19 protein-coding genes are annotated in these 20,373 nt (G+C 41.5%); 5 read left to right on the top strand and 14 right to left on the bottom strand.

The window, feature by feature from the left end; genetic code table 11:
* Positions 1-79: 79 nt before the first annotated feature.
* Positions 80-508, bottom strand: coding sequence for a PaaI family thioesterase (locus ACPEGP_RS08170; RefSeq protein ID WP_191690772.1), 429 nt, complete (start codon positions 506-508; stop codon positions 80-82).
* Between the two features lie 304 nt (positions 509-812).
* On the opposite strand from ACPEGP_RS08170, the gene ACPEGP_RS08165 reads away from it, so the two are divergent.
* Positions 813-1,664 carry a thymidylate synthase gene (locus ACPEGP_RS08165; RefSeq protein ID WP_102077603.1) on the top strand — a complete coding sequence of 284 codons (852 nt, stop codon included), beginning with the start codon at positions 813-815 and terminating at the stop codon, positions 1,662-1,664.
* 171 nt (positions 1,665-1,835) lie between these two features.
* On the opposite strand, the gene ACPEGP_RS08160 is transcribed toward ACPEGP_RS08165, so the two are convergent.
* The 6 genes from ACPEGP_RS08160 to lgt form a co-directional block, all read right to left on the bottom strand.
* A complete protein-coding gene (locus tag ACPEGP_RS08160) occupies positions 1,836-2,348 on the bottom strand; it encodes a hypothetical protein (protein WP_423813116.1) in 513 nt (170 codons plus the stop codon).
* On the bottom strand, positions 2,345-4,453 hold the full coding sequence (locus ACPEGP_RS08155) for a site-specific integrase (RefSeq protein WP_423813115.1): 2,109 nt from the start codon (positions 4,451-4,453) through the stop codon (positions 2,345-2,347). The genes ACPEGP_RS08160 and ACPEGP_RS08155 overlap by 4 nt, the downstream gene beginning before the upstream one ends.
* A complete protein-coding gene (locus tag ACPEGP_RS08150; RefSeq protein WP_423813114.1) occupies positions 4,453-6,906 on the bottom strand; it encodes a tyrosine-type recombinase/integrase in 2,454 nt (817 codons plus the stop codon). The genes ACPEGP_RS08155 and ACPEGP_RS08150 overlap by 1 nt, the downstream gene beginning before the upstream one ends.
* On the bottom strand, positions 6,903-8,138 hold the full coding sequence (locus ACPEGP_RS08145; protein WP_423813113.1) for a tyrosine-type recombinase/integrase: 1,236 nt from the start codon (positions 8,136-8,138) through the stop codon (positions 6,903-6,905). Before ACPEGP_RS08145 ends, ACPEGP_RS08150 begins: the two co-directional genes overlap by 4 nt.
* Before the next feature lie 42 nt (positions 8,139-8,180).
* The gene (gene thyA / locus ACPEGP_RS08140; RefSeq protein ID WP_271134617.1) at positions 8,181-8,825 is read right to left on the bottom strand and encodes a thymidylate synthase; all 645 of its coding nucleotides are present in this window, start codon (positions 8,823-8,825) and stop codon (positions 8,181-8,183) included.
* A 113-nt stretch (positions 8,826-8,938) separates the two neighbouring features.
* Positions 8,939-9,823: a prolipoprotein diacylglyceryl transferase gene (gene lgt / locus ACPEGP_RS08135; RefSeq protein ID WP_423813112.1), complete on the bottom strand. Its 885-nt coding sequence runs from the start codon at positions 9,821-9,823 to the stop codon at positions 8,939-8,941.
* A 180-nt stretch (positions 9,824-10,003) separates the two neighbouring features.
* Between lgt and ACPEGP_RS08130 the strand changes: the two genes are divergently transcribed.
* The gene (locus ACPEGP_RS08130) at positions 10,004-11,617 is read left to right on the top strand and encodes a DUF4139 domain-containing protein (protein ID WP_423813111.1); all 1,614 of its coding nucleotides are present in this window, start codon (positions 10,004-10,006) and stop codon (positions 11,615-11,617) included.
* 35 nt (positions 11,618-11,652) lie between these two features.
* Positions 11,653-12,471 (top strand): NRDE family protein, encoded by an 819-nt coding sequence (locus tag ACPEGP_RS08125; RefSeq protein ID WP_423813110.1) that lies wholly within the window; start codon positions 11,653-11,655, stop codon positions 12,469-12,471.
* Between the two features lie 63 nt (positions 12,472-12,534).
* On the opposite strand, the gene ACPEGP_RS08120 is transcribed toward ACPEGP_RS08125, so the two are convergent.
* Positions 12,535-13,056, bottom strand: a complete 522-nt coding sequence (locus tag ACPEGP_RS08120) for an RNA pyrophosphohydrolase (RefSeq protein WP_068403735.1) — start codon at positions 13,054-13,056, stop codon at positions 12,535-12,537.
* A gap of 566 nt (positions 13,057-13,622) precedes the next feature.
* Here ACPEGP_RS08120 and ACPEGP_RS08115 point away from each other — a divergent pair.
* Positions 13,623-14,036 (top strand): OsmC family protein, encoded by a 414-nt coding sequence (locus ACPEGP_RS08115; RefSeq protein WP_191690731.1) that lies wholly within the window; start codon positions 13,623-13,625, stop codon positions 14,034-14,036.
* Positions 14,037-14,050: 14 nt separating this feature from the next.
* Positions 14,051-14,476 (top strand): MAPEG family protein, encoded by a 426-nt coding sequence (locus ACPEGP_RS08110; RefSeq protein WP_423813109.1) that lies wholly within the window; start codon positions 14,051-14,053, stop codon positions 14,474-14,476.
* Between the two features lie 70 nt (positions 14,477-14,546).
* On the opposite strand, the gene ACPEGP_RS08105 is transcribed toward ACPEGP_RS08110, so the two are convergent.
* From ACPEGP_RS08105 to hisI, 6 genes are all read right to left on the bottom strand, one after another.
* Entirely contained in the window at positions 14,547-15,569 is a 1,023-nt protein-coding gene (locus ACPEGP_RS08105) for a tRNA dihydrouridine synthase (RefSeq protein ID WP_423813108.1), read from the bottom strand.
* Between the two features lie 66 nt (positions 15,570-15,635).
* A complete protein-coding gene (locus ACPEGP_RS08100) occupies positions 15,636-17,135 on the bottom strand; it encodes a UvrD-helicase domain-containing protein (RefSeq protein ID WP_191690735.1) in 1,500 nt (499 codons plus the stop codon).
* Positions 17,136-17,361: 226 nt separating this feature from the next.
* Positions 17,362-18,240 (bottom strand): twin-arginine translocase subunit TatC, encoded by an 879-nt coding sequence (tatC, locus tag ACPEGP_RS08095; RefSeq protein ID WP_288727001.1) that lies wholly within the window; start codon positions 18,238-18,240, stop codon positions 17,362-17,364.
* Positions 18,240-18,956 carry a Sec-independent protein translocase protein TatB gene (gene tatB / locus ACPEGP_RS08090; RefSeq protein WP_288726999.1) on the bottom strand — a complete coding sequence of 239 codons (717 nt, stop codon included), beginning with the start codon at positions 18,954-18,956 and terminating at the stop codon, positions 18,240-18,242. The genes tatC and tatB overlap by 1 nt, the downstream gene beginning before the upstream one ends.
* A gap of 25 nt (positions 18,957-18,981) precedes the next feature.
* Complete coding sequence (gene tatA / locus ACPEGP_RS08085) at positions 18,982-19,221, bottom strand: Sec-independent protein translocase subunit TatA (protein ID WP_296191325.1); 240 nt, start codon at positions 19,219-19,221, stop codon at positions 18,982-18,984.
* A gap of 189 nt (positions 19,222-19,410) precedes the next feature.
* On the bottom strand, positions 19,411-20,259 hold the full coding sequence (gene hisI / locus ACPEGP_RS08080; RefSeq protein ID WP_423813107.1) for a phosphoribosyl-AMP cyclohydrolase: 849 nt from the start codon (positions 20,257-20,259) through the stop codon (positions 19,411-19,413).
* Between the last annotated feature and the right edge of the window lie 114 nt (positions 20,260-20,373).

Here is a 20,373-nt window from a genome sequence, read left to right as displayed (position 1 = left end):
CTCACTAGAGAACTATACCAGTAAAGACGCCTGATCTATTTCACTAGGATTTGAGCAAAGGGCTTTAATTTGGTATCTTTTACATATTTTCAGACTTGTTCTTGGTTGGTGGTACTGAGTAGGTTCCCACAACATGGGCAACTAATTCGTCAGATCCATCTGAGTATAAAGAAACCTCACCTACGACTAGACTTCTTCCAACTTTTAGCAGTTTGCACTCAGCAATAATGAGTGATTTTGCAGTTGGTTTACGTAAAAAGTTGATAGTTAGACTCGTGGTTACTGCTAATGGTACTATGCCAATTCTACCTAAGATAGCCACATAAAGAGCCACATCAGCAATTCCCATCATTACAGGTCCCGATACAGTACCTCCAGGTCTCAAATCATCTAAACTGATATCATGGGATAAAATTGACCCACTGCTATTTACTGCCTCAATCTTGTACTTTGCTTGAGGGAACTCAGACTTCATGAACTCAGCTATCTCTTCCTTGGTTGCTGACATAGGGCTTCCTTTAATCTAACTGTTATTGGCACCTCTATTCTATCCTAACTTTCCACCTTACTACGATAAAAAGTTATATAGCCGTTTTAGTTCAGAGCACTAGTTTTAAAGTCCTTGACGGTTTGCTGAGATGTATAGTCTATTGATAGGTTATTGAGTCAGTGAGTCTGTACGAACAGGTTTGTACATTCAAGCCTTTAAACTTTATAATGCTCAATGAAATCATGAGGTAAAACGTGTTGTGATCACGGGCAATAAGAAATTACCTCACGAGAAAAGTATACAGTCCAATTAAGGTTATTGAATGAAACAATATCTAGATTTATGTCAACGTATAGTTGATGAAGGCGTGTGGGTCGAAAATGAACGGACTGGAAAGCGTTGCTTAACCGTTATTAATGCTGATTTAGAATACAACGTAGGCGCTAATGAGTTTCCTTTAGTGACTACTCGAAAAAGCTATTGGAAAACGGCTATAGCAGAGTTATTGGGGTATCTACGTGGTTATGATAGCGCAGCTCAGTTTCGAGCTATTGGATGCAATACATGGAGTGCCAATGCCAATGAAAATGAAGCTTGGTTAGCTAATCCTTATCGTAAAGGTGAGGATGATATGGGCCGAGTATATGGTGTACAGGGCCGCAGGTGGCGTAATTCAGTAGGAGAGGAGTTTGACCAGCTTCGTAAGATTTATGATAACTTGCGGAATGGTATTGATGATCGAGGTGAAATCCTAACTTTCTATAATCCAGGTGAGTTTCATATGGGATGTTTGCGTCCTTGTATGCATACCCATACGTTTTCATTGTTAGGAGGAAAGCTATATCTAACTTCATCCCAACGTTCCTGTGATGTGCCATTAGGTCAAAATTTCAATCAAGTCCAGGTTTTTACTTTATTGGCTTTAATGGCTCAAATTACGGGGCATGAGGCTGGAAAAGCTTATCACAAGATTGTAAATGCACATATATATGAAGACCAATTAGAGTTAATGCGTGATGTGCAATTAAAACGCGAACCGTATCCAGCCCCTAAACTTCACATTAACCCTGAAATTAAGTCTCTCGAAGATATTGAGACATGGGTAACATTGGACGATTTTGAAGTGGAAGGGTACCAGTATCATGAGTCTATCGCGTATCCATTCTCAGTTTGATACAAATATAGATTAAAATTTTAGAAAGATGATAAATTTCTGTTAGGCATAAAGTATTAATATATGTGATTTATGCTATAAGGTATATATTTGTTGGCTAAGCTCTTACTAGCTTTTAAGTACAAGGAAATTAAGTTTATACTTTTTATAGCATGGGTAGTTTCCGATAGATTAGTGCATCAGCTGGTTCGGTGTTGCATCTTTTAAAGCTAACATTTGTCTCAGTTTTTTAATCTCCTGTTTAGCTTCTAATAACGACCTTTTATCTGTATCAGATTGTTTTTTATAATAATCTCGTGACTCTTTCATTTTTTGTAACCGTTTATCTGAGTGTTGAGCGACTCTTTTTATATCTTGATATTCATTAAACCAGTAGATAACCTCATTTTGTGCTTGAATCATCTTTGCTTCAAGCACATTCTTAACATCAGCGTTATCTATAGCTTTTTTTTCTTTACGCGATTTCTCTTCAGCTTTTCTGATATCTTTGAGCTGATTTAGCTTTTGGACAGGCCAACCACGGTTTGTAATAGTATTTCGATGAATACCAGTCATCTTCGAAAGTTGCGCTATAGTGGGTTTTAGTTTTTTATTATTTTGAAGATCTATTAGGGCAATATTTAGAGCAGAAGTTATTGCTTCATAGTCATCATTATTTTTTTGATCATAAGCTTCATTACTCATAGTTCGATTGCCTCACCAAGATTTTCCAATACCATTTTGGCCTCGTTCATTGCTGCTAGAATTTGCTCACGAGACTCCAAATATTCTGGTTTATTGAGGTTGTTCTTATTTAACATGTAAACTTCACGCCATTTAGGAGCATGCTTGGTAGTTACAACGGCTTGTTTGCATCGAGCAGGGTTACAACGTAGCGAACCAATACATGGTAGGCTTGAGTCATACTCTTCTGCTCTACCACCATAGCAAAGCCCTTGTCCCATATAGACCATGGCAACCCCTTGATCTACCATAGCCTCATAAATCTCATCCTCTGTGTATCCTTCAGCCATATATCCACTAAACGTCTTGATCAGACCTTTTTTATGCTCACTCGCTTTACCACCATAATATGTACCATTTGGATTATGGGCAGTTTTAATAGCATCTAATTCAGCTGCTCGGCGCAGTGATTTCGTATCACCTTTTCGGTTACCGTCTTTTGACAGCATCTCACCTATATCACCGTAGCCTAACGTAACTGACGAGGTAGCGCCAGTAGATGTGTACTTAGAGATGCTCTCTACAAAATGTTTCAATTGAAACGATATAAGAGGCAATCCAACTTCAGCCTTAAACAATTGATATGTTAATGTGTGTCTTAGCATGTAGGGATTGAAATTCAGTTCATCAGCAATGTTTTTGCCTAACAGTTGGCCTATAAAACTATTCATTTGATGTGTAATGCCATTACTAGCCATTGACTGAGGGGAGCTACCTGGTTTAACAGTATCTACATTAGAAATTAAGTAAGGTGAAACTTTAATTTTTGAAATATATGATGCTGCTAATATTGCATCTTTAACAATCGGTATAGCTACCCATCTGTCGTCAAACAAGCCTGTACTAATTTCATCTTTATGTTTCTTGACGGTACTTTCAATAAGCCAAACGCCATCATCTTGAACTAGGCACGAACAATCTTGAACTCTTATTTCTGATAATTCAGATGGTCTCATACCTGTATACTGGCCTACTACATATGTGCATGCATACGCTACAAGATTAAAGTATTCTCTAAGATTATCTAACTTATAACCACGTTTTTTCAATTTTTTACGTAAAGTCAGTCCACCCATGACATTAGAGTCTTTGTTGAGCATCCAATTATAAGGTTCCACCATATCTGTAACGAAACTCGGAGAATAACCTTTAGTTCTTAATCTCATAGCAATATAAGCATTTAAAATTTCGTGGGTTACTCCTTCTTCGTTTGCCCATGAAACGTGGTTGCTTGTATTAAATCTTTCTAAGGAGTTAGGATCTGATATCTTTGCTGAAGCTCCTATAGCATTTAAAAAGTCCACTATGATAAAGGAAGCCATTTTCGAGAGAGATTCAAATACTAGATCTGGTAGTACTTGTTCTTTTTTCGAAGTATTAGTATTAGCAAGTCTCTTCCATTTCAGGCTATTTAACTCTACATAAGCGATAGGTTTTTCAAATACATACTGAACCGAAGATGGGCTGCGTAAATACTTGAAAAATTTATCTAGCTCTATATCTTTTACACGATTATAGTTTTCAGCGGCTTTGGAATACAGTTCAGGTGTTATATCGGAGAGTGTTCTGATTTTTTCCTGAACAAACTCATAGCCTAACTCATGAGACGCCTGTTTAAATATTTCATTAATAAATGCTAAACCTCTTTCGAAAATTGCAATCAACGAGTTCGCTTTTAATGATTTTTTTATTCGGCTTTTCCCCTCTTTTCCCTGAGGCTTGAAAATCGAATTGTTTAGCAGGGCCAACTCCAATATAACTTTGATTTCTATTAAAACGAATATTGGGATATCTGTATGCTTTGAAAAACTAATGCGGAGCTTCGCGCCCTGAACATTTCGTGCAGCATTAGGATAGTCGTCATTAAAGTCCCAAAAGTCGTCAGAAAACTTTGATAATTTCGATACAGGTTTGTCCATAAGGTACGTTACATACTCTATGTCATCTGTGTAATTATTTTGAAGGTGTCTCTTCTTTTGAACTGTAGCATGGTCTAGAGCATCTAAAACATATAAACGATGTTCTGCAAAACCTGTTAATACATTCAGCTTTTTTTCATAGTCCATTAGATTACTCCATCAACTAGTGTGGTCGTTTCAATGTATTCTGCTAAACGCCGCCCATTTTCTAATTCTTCTAAGGAAAAATTAGATAGTTCTGGTTCTGTGATGCCTTTTATCAGCTCTAAATTCTCTGAAACAACATGTCCATAGGGTGTATCCATGACACGGGAGTGCTCTTTCAAAAGCGTATAGTCGCGCTTCATTGCAAAAATTTCAGGAAGGTTTTTAGCTGTAATAATGACATTGTCACAACCCAAACATTTGTTATATTGTGAGCATGGAGTACCAGGTATGTAGGATGAAAGATTTTTTACAAAATCTGGCGGGTCAAAAATATTTCTGCATTCAGCTAGAGGAGTATGAAAGGTTGTTACCAACTCATCATTTTTTTTGGACTCTATATCTTTTGGCACTTTCTCAACTTCTTTATCCAGAGTCGATTGATGTATCTCTTCTAATTCATCATTTATCTTCATTCTACTCATGGAGTTAAAATCTAGAGAATCTATATAACCGAGAGTTGTTTGGAGTGAGGAGTGGCCCAACATGAGCTGAATTTCACGTACAGTTACGCCATTTCTAAGCATCTCACTAACAAATGTTGGTCTGAACCGACTTATTGTAAGAGTTAGGGGGTCTCCTGCATCATTTTTTAAATTATATTTATTAACGAACCTAGATAAACTAGTTCCCAATGCTTTTTTATTTTTTCCTTTGTTTCCTAATAGTGGAGATACTTTGCCGTGCTTTTTTGTACTATTCGACTGATAGATGAACAACCTATCTTTAAAAGCATCATCTTCAATATCTTGTCGAAAACTACCAGTTAACTGGTCCAACTCTTCAAAAATAACTTTTATCGACTTAGCTTGAGATGATGTAAGCCATGTCAGTTCTGCATTAAAAAGATCAAGGTGGTACTCTTTATGACCATCAGATCGCTCTTTCCAATATCTAAGGCAAGGTCGTGATGTTGCTGGATGAGAGTCTACGTAATCATCAATATTAAGTGAAAGTAAGGAGTCTGCATTTAGTCCTGTAATTTGGGCAAGCCTTAAAAGGTAAGGGGTGAGTACGTCTATATTTATCATTGGGGGGACGCCCCATTCGTTGTATACCTCTATCAACCCTTTATCTGAATCGGCAATAATTGCCAAGAAAGACTTCTCGATAGTTGATTTAGCTGTATTATGATGGACTGGCTTACATTTTAAGCAGTTTTCAAAAAGCCATCTTGCATTGTCCAGTGTTGAAAGCCCGTATATTCGACTTCCTTTCTTATCCAGAGGGTTTTTTCCGACTCCACTTTTTTTGTAAGGAGTTAGAGTTGCTCTAGATTCTCCTATACCTTTTTCAATAGCATCTAATATTTGAAGCCGCTCATTCATTGTAAACGGCTTTTTAATATCTGTTTCTCTGCTTACAGAAAAACCCTCCACATCAAAAAAAATGTAGTCTATATCGGACACTTGTTTTAATCTATATAAAGCCTTACGTACGGCACTTAGGTTTGTATTTGCGTAATGGCTTGAGATTTCTTCTTTTATTATCTTTTGTTCCAAGTACTTCCGATATCTAGACAGGAGATGCGGGTCAAAAACTATTAAGATATTTAAGGGTACAGTTCCATGCAGATCTGATAAGAACTTGATAAACGACGTGCTCGCAGCTCTATAGTTACTCTTGCCTGATTCTGAGGCGACAGTCTTACAGTATGAAGCAAATAGTTGCTCAACCTGAATGAAAGGTTCTAACTTTGAAGGAATAAAAAAATCATTAGTAGCATTTAATTCTCTTGATGCAAGTCTATTAAAACGGTCTATCTGACTTTCGCTGGAATTTTTTCTATTGACATTCGCTTCGCTTGTTCGCTCAACAACACTTTTATAATTTGGATCAATAATTCCAATTTTTTCTAAGTCTTTGTGAATGAATTCCCAAGCATCTTTAACAACATTAAATCTTAAGGATTCTTTTTTTATAGGTAGTTGTTCTGGAGACATTTTTCCTATCGAAATTTTGTTGCCGAAAATAGGTAAAGTGTGCTTTTCCTCTACAGTTAGCTTTCTGTACCAATTCAAAAGTTTTCTAGTGTTTTCGATGCCAGCCGCTTCGTAGCTTTCACTTGGTATTACTAGAATCCCTTCTTCAATCATCCTTTCAATTAAAGGAGTAGTAAGACCCCTATATTTTTGTGCAACAGAGTATGAGACACCTACAGCACTCTGAATATGTTTAACAGCTACACTGAAGCCTAAAGTATTATCCGCTTTACTAATTGGTATTTCCCATAGCGCTTCTTTATCTCCAGCTGTTTTCGATACCCATTCTATGACAGCTGCTTGGGCGACATTAATCGGTTGTTTTTCTTCAAATTCTTTAAAGTCTGCACCTAAAATTCCTGGCTCAGGAAAATCCTCATGAATCTCATCAATGGTTATTCCAATATTTTTCATTTGATGTCCTTAATGCCAATTCTTAACTGTGTCTGTTCAGATAAGCGCTTCATTTTCTCAGCTTTGGTTAATGTATCACCATTCTCGTCACACATGCTCTTGTAGATATCTTGAGGAATACTAGTATATGTCTGTGTAGTATAAAGATGGTTGTGGCCTAAGCAATTCTGCACAATAGCAAGCCGATCTACATAGTTAGACCCTAAATCCTTTGACTGTAGTATTGAATAAGCGTTGCCATGCCGTAGCTTGTGGGGAGAAATCAGTCGATTGAGTCGACCGTGTTTGATTGCGCGTTTACTTATACGTTCAAGTAGCTTACTGATTGAATTTGGGGTGTAAGGAGTGCCTTCAGCATTAAGGAACGCTGGTGTTTCAGACGGCTTTAAATATTTACGAGCGTATTTTTTATACAAGGGAGATGCGTGGTATTTTTCCACACGTTTGATAGTTACTAAGCTAAGCAAAGTCCAGCGTGGCTTAATTTGATTACCACGGCCCTTACTTCCTTTAACTTTCAGAGATACATAGTCGGGATGAATAGGCAGGTCAGTATCGCGGGAAATATATTTTTCAGAATTAAGGCTAGTAATATCTTTAAAGTCTTGAAGAGTAACTCTAGGTAGTTCTGAACGACGTAAGCCAGAGTCGTATAGAAACTGGAGTAAAGCTCTTTCTCGTTCTGAATCAGTAAATTCAATCAATATGAAAAGGTCATCAAGTGTGCAAGAGCTAATGGGTACGCGCTTTGGTGGTTTTGATAGCAAGCCATCGCTATATGGGTTATCTTGTCTAAGCTTATCACGGTCTTCTGTAGGGCTACAAAGGTATTCGATGAAGGCATGTATTGTCTCATCTCGACTTCTAACAGTAGATGAGTTCTTATGGTCTTCACGAATTAAAAATGTCAGGTATTCTTGAATTACGTATTTTGGAACTGTAATAAATACTTCATCGGATTCACTGTCATCATAATCTGTACGACTACGAATATAACTTAAGAAGTAGCTTAGGTTTCTACCATAAGTAACTGCTGATTTATAAGAGATTATTTGATGTTTGGTTCGATACGACAAATACTCAGAAACAAGAGGAAGGATTTTGCCATCATCATCAAATACTCCAACACCATTCACTTTTACGGTTTTGTTCAATGATAAGTTTGGAATCTCATTGAGTAAACAAGACTTAGATAAATCTAACTTTGTATCAGAACAAACTTTAACATCCATAATAATCACTATCTCAATACATAGACTAAGTTATGTATTGCATTATATACGATCTATTACTCCGTATTGTGCATTATTGTTATGGGGGTATAATAGGAATAAATCTGCTGAGCGTTGATAGAGCTGGCATGACAGTTTATTGTCCGCGACAAAAAACTGAAATAAAGTATGACAAGGTGGCAACGCAACTTGCTCCGCTTCAGCGGGATTCCAACCAGAAACGATTAAGCGGCGCGAGTTGGGATTGTTCTTAATTTGTTCAATAACTTGGGTGATTTGATCGACGCCATCGTTCTCATAGCTGCCATCTTCACGCTTGGTCGCGCCATAATTGCGCCATTGATGACCATAAATAGGGCCGAGGTCGCCCGCTGGACGGTTAAAGCGTGCGGTTTGTTCAGCGGTCGCCCATTCGTTCCAGATGCGCACGTTATTTTCTTGTAAATAATCGACGTGGGTACTGCCACTTAAAAACCAAAATAGCTCATAAACGATAGATTTAAAATGGACTTTTTTGGTGGTTAATAAGGGAAATCCATCGGCTAAGTCAAAACGTAGCTGCGCACCAAAGTGACTCAGCGTACCGGTGCCAGTACGATCGCCTTTTTCAGTGCCATGAGTAAGGACGTGTTGTAGCAAATCTAAATAGGCTTGCTCATTTTTACTGTTATGGTAATGACTGCTCATAAAATTGCTCTTTTACGCTGTGAAAACGTCTCTTTAATTTATTTCTCAAGAATATAGTTCTTAAAATAATGCTTAATATAGCTTTTAATAGGGTAGTGGATACTCAATAAGGCTTAATAAGCCGACTGCTTACCCCAATCATAGATGCCACGCTTATAAGCATAAATCAGCATGATGAGACCAATAATAATCATTGGCGCGCTCAGTATTTGGCCTTTGGTCATCCAGCCGAGTAAAATAAATCCTTGGTCAACATCTGGCTGACGGAAGAATTCGATGATAAAGCGGCTAATACCGTAACCTAATAAAAATAAGGCAGAGACGGCCATACGTGGACGCGGCTTTGAGGAATACCACCATAAAAAGATAAAGAGCAGCAGACCTTCAGCTAGGGCTTCGTAGAGCTGTGATGGGTGACGCGGCAATAAATACTGCCCATTGACCTCAAGCATTAACGATTGTAATTCAGGATTGGTTTGTAATTGCTGCGCATCAAATGCCGCGGCTTGCGGAAAGTAAGTCAGCCAATTATAGCCACCGTCTGAGACGCGGCCCCATAGCTCGCCATTGATATAATTGCCGATACGCCCAAACAGCAGACCTGTTGGTACACAGGGAATAATAAAATCGAGCACCTGAAAAGGGGTCTTTTTATATTTACGGGCAAAATATAACATGCCTAATAAGACGCCAATCATGCCGCCGTGAAACGACATGCCGCCTTCCCATACCCTAAACAGATACGCAGGATTTTGTAGCAATTCTCCAAATTGATAAAACAATACATAGCCGATACGGCCGCCCAAAATGACACCAAGGGCACCAAAAAAGACCAAATCAGACACCATGTCGGTGGTCCAGCCATCGCGTTTGCTACTGCGATACCATGCAAGGCAATAAGCGGCGGCAAAGGCCAGCAAGTACATTAAACCATACCAGTGCACTTCTACTGGCCCCAAGGACAGCGCTACGGGGTCGAACTGAGGATGAATCATCATAAAGGTATCATATTATTGATAATGGAGTGTGGCCCATAATAGCAAAATTCATCCGTTGCGAATACTATGATAAGTTTATCGATAAATAAATGGATAAGGGAATGGCACATGGAATCAATAGCAAATCGGAGCAAAAACCGATAAGATGAAAAAAAGTGCTTCAATTTCTAAGGAATCCTTATGCAGCTGCCTTTACTAACATTACCCTTGCTCGGCATCATGGCTTCAGGTTTGACGCTATGGGTTCCTATCAATGCACAAGCAGCGCTGAGTAATATTGAAAATATCACCATCTATCAAGGTTTAGCCAGTGTCACGCGTACCTTGCCAATCAATGGCAGTGGCGAGCAAACGCTGGTCTTTTCTTGTTTATCGCCGAACATTGACGCTGATAGCATTAGCGTACAAGCACTAGGTAATGTTAATGTCGGTGAAGTCAGTATCGAAACCTTGAGCGCTGAGCAAGCGGCGCAATGTCAATATGGCCAATATCAAGGCGACGCCAAAGTACAAGTCCAGAAAAACACTCTTGCCGATATCAGCGCTGAATTAGAAGCAGCACGCTTAACCAAAGCCTATCTGCAAAATTTGACCAAAGTGACGCAAATTAATACGGCTGGCACATTGGCCAATAACGCCCGCGATTTAGAGACACAAGCGGCCAATATTAATAAAAGAATTATCGAGTTACAGCAGCGCGAGGCACAAGCAAAAGATGCGCTCAATCAGCTGCTGGCGGGCAGTACGACCTCAAAACAGAATAGCGTGACCCAAGTTAGTATTCGCACCGCCAGTCGCACGCCAAGCACCGTTAAACTGCATTATCAGGTGCGCGGCGCCAGTTGGGAGCCGACCTATCAAGCGCGCTTAAATACCGACAGCAAGCAGCTGAATATTACCGCCTCCGCCATTATCGCTCAACAAACCGGTGAAAATTGGAACAACGTGCCCGTTATTTTAAGTAGCGTAAATCCCAATCAAACGACTACCAGTCAGCTGCCACACGTTGAGCGCTTGTCATTATATGAAGAGCAGCAACAAGCTAAATTGGCTCGTTATGCAGCGCCGATGATGGAGATGGAAGCATCGCCTGTCGTTGTTGCTTCTGCAAGAGACAATTATGGCGGCGGTGCAGAGATGCCGCCACTACCGAGCTTTACCGTGAGTAGTCAAAACAAAAATGGCATCACCGAATATCGCTTGCCGCAGCGGGTCAGTATTCCTAGTGATGGTCGGCGCGTACGTACGGTCATCGATGAGCAGTCTGGCACTAGCAAACTTTGGCTACGCAGCACACCAAGTGCCGAGACCGCCGCTTATTGGTATGCATCCGCGCCATTTTTGACGCCTGCTTGGGCAGATGGTTCGTTGCAGCTATACCGTGATGATAACTATGTCGGACAGTCGCGCTATAATTATCAAACCCTAAAAGAGCAGGGTATTGGCTTCGGTATTGATCCAAGTTTGCTGGTGAAGCAATTGACCGATGAGAGTAAACAAGGTGATAAAGGCGTGTTTAACCGTCAGCAAACCGAAACCATCACTCAAGCGTATCAATTTACCAATCAGCACAATCGCAGCGTGCGCTTGCAGGTGTTAAGTGCTGAGCCAGTGAGCAGTGATGACAATATTAAAGTCACGTCGGCGCACACCCCAGCGATTAGCCAAAAAGACTGGAATGACCATAAAGGTATTGTCGCTTGGGAATTTGATTTACCAAGTAAGCAATCACAAGTGCTGCAATCGACGTATCAAATCAGCTACCCTGCCGATAAAAAGCTGAGTACCAACTAAGCGCTGGTAATTTAATATTTATATCAAGGAAAACTATGTGTATCGTCGCCATTGCTTGGCAGTTATTTGATGAGTTGCCGTTGGTTTTACTGTCCAACCGTGATGAGTTTTTACAGCGTCCAACAGCGCCGCTGCATCAATGGGAGGATAAGCCTATTTATGCAGGGCGCGATAAGCAAAGTGGCGGCACATGGCTTGGCATACATCAACAGCAACATGGCGATTTTTACGACCAAAACGGGCGCTGGGCGGCGGTGTTAAATTTTCGTGATGGCGTACAAGCAAGTAATGATGAGCGCTCACGTGGCGAATTGGTCACCGATTTTTTGACCAGCACTTTAAACCCATTGGAATTTGCTCGGCAAATCAGTTTGCAAGATTACGCAGGTTTTAACCTTGTTATTGGCGATACGGCGCAAGCGGTGATTGTCAATAATCGTGGTCATGCACCAACGCCGTTATATGCTGGATTGTACGTAATATCCAATGGTCAGCCAGAAGAAGGGTGGTTTAAAACCGAACGCCTACGCGGTCGGTTACGCCAAGAGGTGTTGCCATTGATTAGCGAGAACAGCGCCTTTGACTACTGGCAAGCAGCGGCGTTTGCCGTGATGTCAGATAATACGCCAGCGCCAGAAAATAAATTACCCGAAACAGGTGTCGCTAAGCAGATTGAGCGCGCACTGTCCTCCATTTATATTGAATCTGCTGATTTAAGTAGTATGAATAAAACAGCCATGCCAAGCTATGGAACGCGGACGCAAAGTATTTTAACCTTACGTAAAGAAGATAGTTCAGACAAAAAAATCAAAGCAGCGCTTATTAGCCGTGAATGCCAGCATAGGCAAATCTAACATAAAAAAATTCCCCTATGAATAATAGCTATCAATAGGGGAATTTGTTTTCTATTTGAATACTTATTCCACCAACAAATGGTTGTTTTGTTCTGGAATAATCAGTTCTTGTTTAAGGGGTAGTTCGCGCACCAATTCTTGCAAGGCGCGACGATATACCCCGCGTTTAAAATGAATCACTTGTCCGAGTGGATACCAGTAGCTGACCCATTGCCAATGGTCAAATTCTGGTTTACCCTCATCAAAGCGGATGTGTTGAGTATTCGGCTCATCTAAGCGCAGCAAAAACCATTTTTGTTTTTGCCCAATACACAAAGGGTACTGCCCATGACGCACATAGCGTTTTGGCAAACGATAACGCAACCAATCTTGCGTGACCGCCAGTAGATCGACATGACGCGGATGTAAACCGACCTCTTCCCAGAGCTCGCGATACATCGCATCCATCGGCGTCTCCCCGCGGTCGATGCCGCCTTGAGGGAACTGCCAAGCGTTGTGACCAATACGTTTTGCCCACAGAACTTGCCCTTGTGTATTTGCCAAGATGATGCCGACATTGGCGCGAAAGCCGTCTGCATCTATCATGACTAAACCCTTTTAAATTGTTTAAAAATAGCTTATTTCGACAAGGTACAACGACAGCAATCATAGTTATTATAGGGTGATGACCATCAGTACTATGACAAAATAAGATTCATTACCGTTATTAAACCAAGAAACAACCAAAATGTGTAACAGTATTTTGCTATAAAATGTTTCACAAGATTAATCCTTTAAAATCAGTAACTTATAATTCTACTTTTGTAAGTAAATTCCGCAGATTTTTCTAACAATGATAAGTCGCGGTAACGATAGGTGTATAAATACTTAAATATCGAATATTATTGTTAAAGCATAAATAAGGTAGCGGTTTATAAAAGGTAAACAAGAAAAGGCAAACGAGGAAAGAGCGTCATAAATCTGGTTTTTGCTTATGCTACACTAATAAAAGACAGTATTTTTCAAAAAGAGATTGTATTTCAGAAAATAAGAAACCTTTACTATTCAAACTAAAAATCATGTCAAATTAAAAAGCATATGAATTAAGAAGCATATGAATTAAGAAGCATGCGCATTCAAAGTCGTAGCAATTAAAACAAGGAATATCTAAGATGTCAGAGTCAAAAGCAAGCGTCACGTGGCAAGAAAATAAAGCCTTTATGGGTGTGTCGCCATCAGGACATAACGTCCAAATCGATGCTGATAAAGAAAAGGGCGCCAGTCCTATGGAGCTAATTTTATTAGGACTTGGTGGCTGTGCCAGCTACGATGTGGTGGCAATTTTACAAAAGTCGCGCCAACAAGTGACCGACGTACGTTGTGAGCTGACCGCTCAGCGTGCTGAGACCATTCCAGCAGTTTATACCGACATTCATATGCATTTTGTGGTGACCGGACAAGAGGTCAAAGAAAGCCAAGTAGAAAAAGCCATCAAATTGTCGGCCGAAAAATACTGCTCAGCCAGTCGGATGCTGGTACAGGGCGGTGTCAATGTGACTCACGATTTTGAAGTGATTGCAGGATAGGGACGAGTATACTGATGAGTCTATTCTTTGGGTTGATTCCCGATAGTACCGCAGCGGCTATTTGGGCGATGGTGGTGGCAAGTCTGCTGCCACTGGCGATGGCGCTGACAGCAAAAGCGCTTGGCGGTTTTAATTTGGCTGACAATGCCCACCCGCGTGATTTCTTACAAGGGACGACGGGAGCTGCCGCGCGGGCTAATGCTGCCCAGCAAAACAGCTATGAAACCTTGCCTATATTTTTGGCAGCAGTGTTGGTTGCGATGCTGTTTTTTGTACCGCAGTTGATAATTAATACCATCGCTTGGCTATATGTGCTGATTCGTATTGGGTTTTGCGTGGCCTATATTACCAATTTAGCGACCTTTCGCTCTATTCTTTGGGTGCTTTCGATGGCTTGCTCATTGATGTTGTTTTATTTAGCGATTCGGGTCAGTTTTTAGCTTATTGCTGCTGTAAGTCTTTGAGATTTTTATTTTTAACACCTTTACAATATCGATCATAAGGCGCTGTTTATTCGCATGTGCTATTTTGCAGCGCCGCGATAATCACCGCTTTATTTTTTTCTCTTTTAATACGTTCCCACAAGGTTTGCGCCTCAGAGTAACCTTTGGTCAACATACCAAGCCACTGCTTATAACGCCCGACCAACACCACATCGTTTTTCGCCGCACCCTCTAAAAACTTAATCTGATGGGTAATTAAATCTTGCCATGCTAAGACTGTCAGTGTTTTTGTGTCATTATTATCGAGATCAATCTTGGCAATCAAATCAGGACGGGTGACAGCGCCGCGACCAAGCATCAGATGCTGGGTTCCTGACTGTGCCATACAGTTTTGTGCGTGCTCACTATTCCAAATCTCGCCATTAGCAATCACTGGTATAGCAAGCGTATTAAAATTTTGGATTTTGTCCCAATAAGCGGGCGGCTTATAGCCTTGGGTTTTGGTACGCGCATGAATGGTTAACCAATCAGCGCCGCTCGCAGCAATCGCCGCTTTGATATCGTCCATGCGACTCGTATCCGTATAGCCCAGGCGAATCTTTGCGGATACGGGAAGGTGCGCGGGTACAGCTCGGCGTACGGCACTGATAATCTCATACATCACCTCAGGCTCATCAAGTAGCACTGAGCCACCACGATGGCTGTTAACCGTTTTAGCCGGACAACCAAAATTGATATCAATCGCAGGCGCACCAAGCTCGGCAGCATAAGCGGCATTTTCTGCCATCAATTGCGTGTCACTACCGAGCAACTGAATATGAATCGGTGTACCGGATGCAGTTTTGGCATCATGATGCAACTCTGGTACGTATTTATAAAAAACGTGTGCTGGCAAGACAGTTTGGGTGACGCGAATAAACTCACTGACCGACCAATTATAAGGACGACCCAAGTCTGACGCAATTTGGGTTAGGATTTGGCGCATCAAAGGATCAGTTAAGCCTTCCATGGGCGCAAGAAGACGAACAGAATTGGCAAATAATTGCTGTATGGTGTTTTGGCGTGCTTGAAGTTGCTGATTATGATTCATGATAGGAGAGTCAATGTTATAAAAAGAGGTCGGCAAAGGCGATGAGGGGAGAGATAGACGGGCAGATTAAGTATTACCAAAAATCACCTTTTTACCCGTCTGCAGTCCTGATACCAAGTCTTTAATATTATGAATATCTAAATTGCTTTGCGCGCGCGTACACGCAACGTAGAGCAGACGCAGCTCTTCTGGGCTAATCTTGACCGCATTGGTGGTTACGTCATAATAAAAATCATCATCGAGCTGCACTTTGCCCCACTCAAGCCCTTTGGCTTTATGCGCGGTTGAGATGACATAATCAGCATTTTCGATACGGGTTAGGCTGTTAACTGCCTGCGTCAACACATTGGTACCATGGTCATCGACCAACTTCACCAAGGTTTTAAGGTCACTGCCTTCATTGGTTTCAGAGTATTCTTGAACGTCACCCCAATTATAAAAATACGCCAGTTCGGGCACGCCATACGCCGATTTACCATTTTTTAAGTTTTCGGCTGCCTGACAAAATTTAAGCATACGATCAGTATCGGCTTGTAACGCCACTCTATGCCCAAGTTTTAAACCAGTTAATAACTGCGACATCGCCGCAGCATTGGTACGGCAAAGAATGGCATCTTTTTTACTATGTACCATGCCTTTTTCGGTAGACGATTGCTTATTTGGATTGCCTTTTAATGGTACGTCTTCTTGTAAAGCTTTGAGCAAGGTATTGGCAATCTCGGCAATTGGTTCGCCAAAACGAAACGATTGGGTCAATAAGGTTTGCGGCAACGGCAGTTTTTTCATCGCATTGACCGCGCCGCGCCACTCATAAATCTGCTGATGGGCGTCACCGACATAAATCACCTGCCGTGGCTGCTGGGTCAAAATCCCCATCATCAACGGATCGGCATCTTGAGCTTCATCAAATAAGATAAAGTCCGCAGGAATACTCGGTTTCGATAGTGCCCACAATTTAAGATAAATATCATGGCCGATACCAGCCGGATGGCGCGCATCAATCGACTGTAACCAGCGCTGCTCAACAGCAGGGTAGAGCATTTCGCGTAACTGCTCGCTATCTGACTCAGCAAGCCAGCTTGGAAATTCAAGATGCCTTGGGGCAGGATAGCTGGCGTGGGTACTACAAAAATTACTCACTGCATCACTGACAAACCGCGACAAGCGCGCTGGCGTGAGGGTAATATATTTATTCACCCCATCCATTTGCCGGCGTACTTGTACCGGTTGTAAGCCCAAATCATCACCCAAACGCTTGGGTGAAAATCTCGGTAACGACAATTTAGCGGTAATATCACGTGGTACGTGACGGTAGGCTAATGAGTGAAACGTCCGACAATCGACATGACCGGGGAATTTTTGCCGCGCATCGTTAGCAATAGCTTTGTTAAAGGCTAAATATAAGCCGCGGCCACGTAGACGTTCACCGATTAATTTGAGCGTCGTGGTTTTCCCTGCACCCGCATAAGCGACCACTTTAAATGACTTGTGATCCATCGCCATATTTAGCGCGTTCAGCTGCTCATCAGTGGGATCGCTCATATAAGCTGGCATAGATGCGGACATAATAAAGCTACCTAAAAAACTAGAATGGGGGCAAAAATAACGAGGGTAAAAAAAGCCACTGCATAGACAATGGCCGACTGGTCATGATGACGATATTGATTGCAAAATATTTGCAAGCGCACAGGACAAAATAAAAAAGTTAGTAGAAAATAAAGGTGGAAATAAGCAGGTTATATTAACAGATTAGCGCGTTGGCTGTTTTGCAATAAGTGTCTGATAAGTAGAGCTATTCTTTCTTCAATTCTATATCGTCTACTGCATCAAGGCTACGCTCTTCTTTGATTAATATTTTCGCTAAAAATAATCCCAGCTCAAACAATAACCACATTGGGATGGCAAGCATTAACATCGACACCCCGTCGGGCGGTGTAACGACCGCCGCAACGGCAAAACAGCCGACGATAATATAACGGCGTTTATCTTCTAAGCTCTGAATGGAGACGACACCCGCCAATATCAATAGTAAGGTGACCACTGGAATCTCAAACGTCAGCCCAAATACCATGAATAATTTGAGCGCAAAACTTAAATAACTGTCGATATCTGTCATCGGCAAAACGTTCTGCGGCGCAAACATGATAAAAAACTTAAGTACGCCTTTGAGTACAATAAAATAAGAGAAAGCCACGCCCGCATAAAATAAAAATATCGAGGACATCAGTACAGGAATAGCGACTTTCTTCTCTTTTTTATATAAACCGGGTGCGACAAACGACCAGATTTGATACAAGATATAGGGCATTGCCAAAAATGCCGCCACAAAGATACTCAGACGTATTGGCGCCATAAAGTTAGAGGTGATATCGGTTGCTATCATCGTCGAGTTGGCGGGCAACTGAGCAACCAATGGGTCGGATAAAAAATCATAGAGCTCACGTGAAAATCCGACCAACGCCAAAAATATCACCAGTACCGCGACGCATATCTTAATCAGATGCCGACGCAATTCAATCAAATGCTCAGTAATCGGCATATCAGCCATTGAGCTTAAGATATCACCAGAGTCATCATGCGCAGCGGCATCTGTGGCGGCATCTGTAATAGCATCGATGTCTGTAGCCGTTACTTTTTCTTGACGGCTTTTTTTACGCTTAAATAAACCCACTAATCATTCTCCTGCTGCTTGGCAGAAGCCTGCTGAATTGATGATTTGTTAATCGATGGTTTATTTAAATGGTTATTTAATAACGTATCGGCTTTATAATTGGGCAGGTAGGGCGGCTGCGGCAGACGCCTTGCTTTGTCATAAGCGCCCAAACGAAACCACATGTTTTCCCAGGGTTTGGTAATGGCAGTTTGGATTATTTGATGGGTATTGTCGTTAACATCAGTTTTCAGATTAGCATCATTATTTGAGTTCTGTAATTCTAATGGTTCAGGCGCTGTTAATTTTTTATCGGAGTCATAGCGGTCGTAAGCGTAGTCAAATTCTTTTGGCGTTACTGATGAATGATCGTCTTTTTCATGGTCGATTTTATTACTAGCACTATCCACTTTCGCAGTATTAACTTGATGCGCGGCTTTAAGATTCTGGTTTTGCGAGGATTCAAATTCTTGCAGACTGCCGCGCATCTCTGCCATCTCACGGCGCATTTCTGCTTCAGTTTCACGAATTTTCGCCAGCTCTTTTTGCATTTGCTGCCGCGTCTCTGCCAAGTCAAGCTCAGCTTCGATTTCAGACTGCAACGTAGACACCGTGCGGCGAATTTTGGCATACCACTGCCCAGCCGTACGCGCCGCTTGGGGCAGTTTTTCTGGCCCCAAAACAATTAAGGCGATGACGCCAAAAAGCAGTAATTCAGAAAATCCAATATCAAACATAATGTCCCAATGCCACTATTAAATGCTATACATTATGCTTGTCATCAACCTTGGTGGTTGTGCGCTCTTCAGTGTGCGCATTGCCATCATGATCGAGCACGACTTGCTTTTTGGCATGTTCGGTATTTTCATCTTTAACGGCTTCTTTAAAACCTTTGACCGCGCCGCCCAAATCTTTACCGGCATTTCTTAGCTTGGAGGTGCCAAATACGACCACCACCACCACCAATAAAATTAGCCAATGCGTAATGGAAAAACTACCCATGATGCTATCCTTCTGTCTTGGTTTTTAGTCTTTATATAAATACTTTGAGTGTATAGAATATTGCTGTCGTACACAAAAGCTATCGACAGCTTATGCGAAGTAACACGTCACTATATTATAACCTGCACTTGTGACAAAAAGGTGAAAGCAACAATAATCAAACAGGGTAACGGCTAAGCTTAAAAAACGCTAGCGCGCGGCTTTTTCATCAATACCTGACAGACCAAAACGTCGGCCTAGCTCATTTAATACCGCTTCTGATTCTATATCAAACCATGCCAGCCCAACTAAGCTATGGAACCAAACATCAGCGACCTCATAGATCAGCTCGTGACGCGCTTCGTCATACTGGGTTTTATCCACATTTTCATCGCAATTGGCTAAGTCTTTAGCCGCGATAATGCTCTCGGTACTTTCTTCGCCTACTTTTTCTAATATTTTATTGAGACCCTTGGCATATAGACTTGCCACATAAGAGCTGTCAGCGTCCGCTCGTTTGCGCTCGGCCAATACCTTATCAAGCTGCTGCAAAATAGAATGAGTGGTAGCAAGGCTGTTATTTTGATGGGTGTGCAAATGGTCTATATTTTCCGCCGCCGCTTCATTAATTTTAGGCGTGGCTTTTGCTGCGGCGTTTGTCTGATAAATTTCTGCTGGGTCTTTTAATACTTTATCGACGGTTTGCCATTCAGGTATTTGCCCTGACAAATCCAAACGCTGATAAAAACAAGACTCGCGGCCAGTATGACATGCAATACCGCCCGCTTGCGTGACGCTCAGTACAATCACATCGGCGTCGCAATCTAGACGAATATCATGCACGCGCTGGGTATGCCCAGACGATTCGCCCTTATGCCATAACTTGCCACGCGAGCGCGAAAAATACACCGCTGTCTGCGTTTCAGCAGTCAATTGCAGGGATTCGGCGTTCATCCACGCCATCATCAAAATACGTCCGGATACATAGTCTTGAGCAATCGCAGGAATCAAACCAGCAGTATTAAAATTTACGGCAGCAAGCCAAGCAGGTAAAGTCATAATCTATCAGTCGTCTTATAAAAGAAATGAGAAAGTGGTAAAAAGTATAAAGTAATAAAGATAGCACTCAAACCCTACTTAAACACAGCTACCGCTGACATTCAATATGTTAAC

Source organism: Psychrobacter sp. 219-2-C (assembly GCF_049560815.1).
In the GTDB taxonomy this organism is placed as follows: domain Bacteria; phylum Pseudomonadota; class Gammaproteobacteria; order Pseudomonadales; family Moraxellaceae; genus Psychrobacter; species Psychrobacter faecalis.
This window is presented reverse-complemented; position numbering and strand designations above follow the sequence as displayed.

Bases quoted from the DNA above. Each gene is read 5' to 3' on its own strand.
- ACPEGP_RS08170 (WP_191690772.1), bottom strand. From the start codon at position 508: ATGTCAGCAACCAAGGAAGAGATAGCTGAGTTCATGAAGTCTGAGTTC.
- ACPEGP_RS08165 (WP_102077603.1), top strand. From the start codon at position 813: ATGAAACAATATCTAGATTTATGTCAACGTATAGTTGATGAAGGCGTG.
- ACPEGP_RS08160 (WP_423813116.1), bottom strand. From the start codon at position 2,348: ATGAGTAATGAAGCTTATGATCAAAAAAATAATGATGACTATGAAGCA.
- ACPEGP_RS08155 (WP_423813115.1), bottom strand. From the start codon at position 4,453: ATGGACTATGAAAAAAAGCTGAATGTATTAACAGGTTTTGCAGAACAT.
- ACPEGP_RS08150 (WP_423813114.1), bottom strand. From the start codon at position 6,906: ATGAAAAATATTGGAATAACCATTGATGAGATTCATGAGGATTTTCCT.
- ACPEGP_RS08145 (WP_423813113.1), bottom strand. From the start codon at position 8,138: ATGGATGTTAAAGTTTGTTCTGATACAAAGTTAGATTTATCTAAGTCT.
- thyA (WP_271134617.1), bottom strand. From the start codon at position 8,825: ATGAGCAGTCATTACCATAACAGTAAAAATGAGCAAGCCTATTTAGAT.
- lgt (WP_423813112.1), bottom strand. From the start codon at position 9,823: ATGATGATTCATCCTCAGTTCGACCCCGTAGCGCTGTCCTTGGGGCCA.
- ACPEGP_RS08130 (WP_423813111.1), top strand. From the start codon at position 10,004: ATGCAGCTGCCTTTACTAACATTACCCTTGCTCGGCATCATGGCTTCA.
- ACPEGP_RS08125 (WP_423813110.1), top strand. From the start codon at position 11,653: ATGTGTATCGTCGCCATTGCTTGGCAGTTATTTGATGAGTTGCCGTTG.
- ACPEGP_RS08120 (WP_068403735.1), bottom strand. From the start codon at position 13,056: ATGATAGATGCAGACGGCTTTCGCGCCAATGTCGGCATCATCTTGGCA.
- ACPEGP_RS08115 (WP_191690731.1), top strand. From the start codon at position 13,623: ATGTCAGAGTCAAAAGCAAGCGTCACGTGGCAAGAAAATAAAGCCTTT.
- ACPEGP_RS08110 (WP_423813109.1), top strand. From the start codon at position 14,051: ATGAGTCTATTCTTTGGGTTGATTCCCGATAGTACCGCAGCGGCTATT.
- ACPEGP_RS08105 (WP_423813108.1), bottom strand. From the start codon at position 15,569: ATGAATCATAATCAGCAACTTCAAGCACGCCAAAACACCATACAGCAA.
- ACPEGP_RS08100 (WP_191690735.1), bottom strand. From the start codon at position 17,135: ATGTCCGCATCTATGCCAGCTTATATGAGCGATCCCACTGATGAGCAG.
- tatB (WP_288726999.1), bottom strand. From the start codon at position 18,956: ATGTTTGATATTGGATTTTCTGAATTACTGCTTTTTGGCGTCATCGCC.
- tatA (WP_296191325.1), bottom strand. From the start codon at position 19,221: ATGGGTAGTTTTTCCATTACGCATTGGCTAATTTTATTGGTGGTGGTG.
- hisI (WP_423813107.1), bottom strand. From the start codon at position 20,259: ATGACTTTACCTGCTTGGCTTGCTGCCGTAAATTTTAATACTGCTGGT.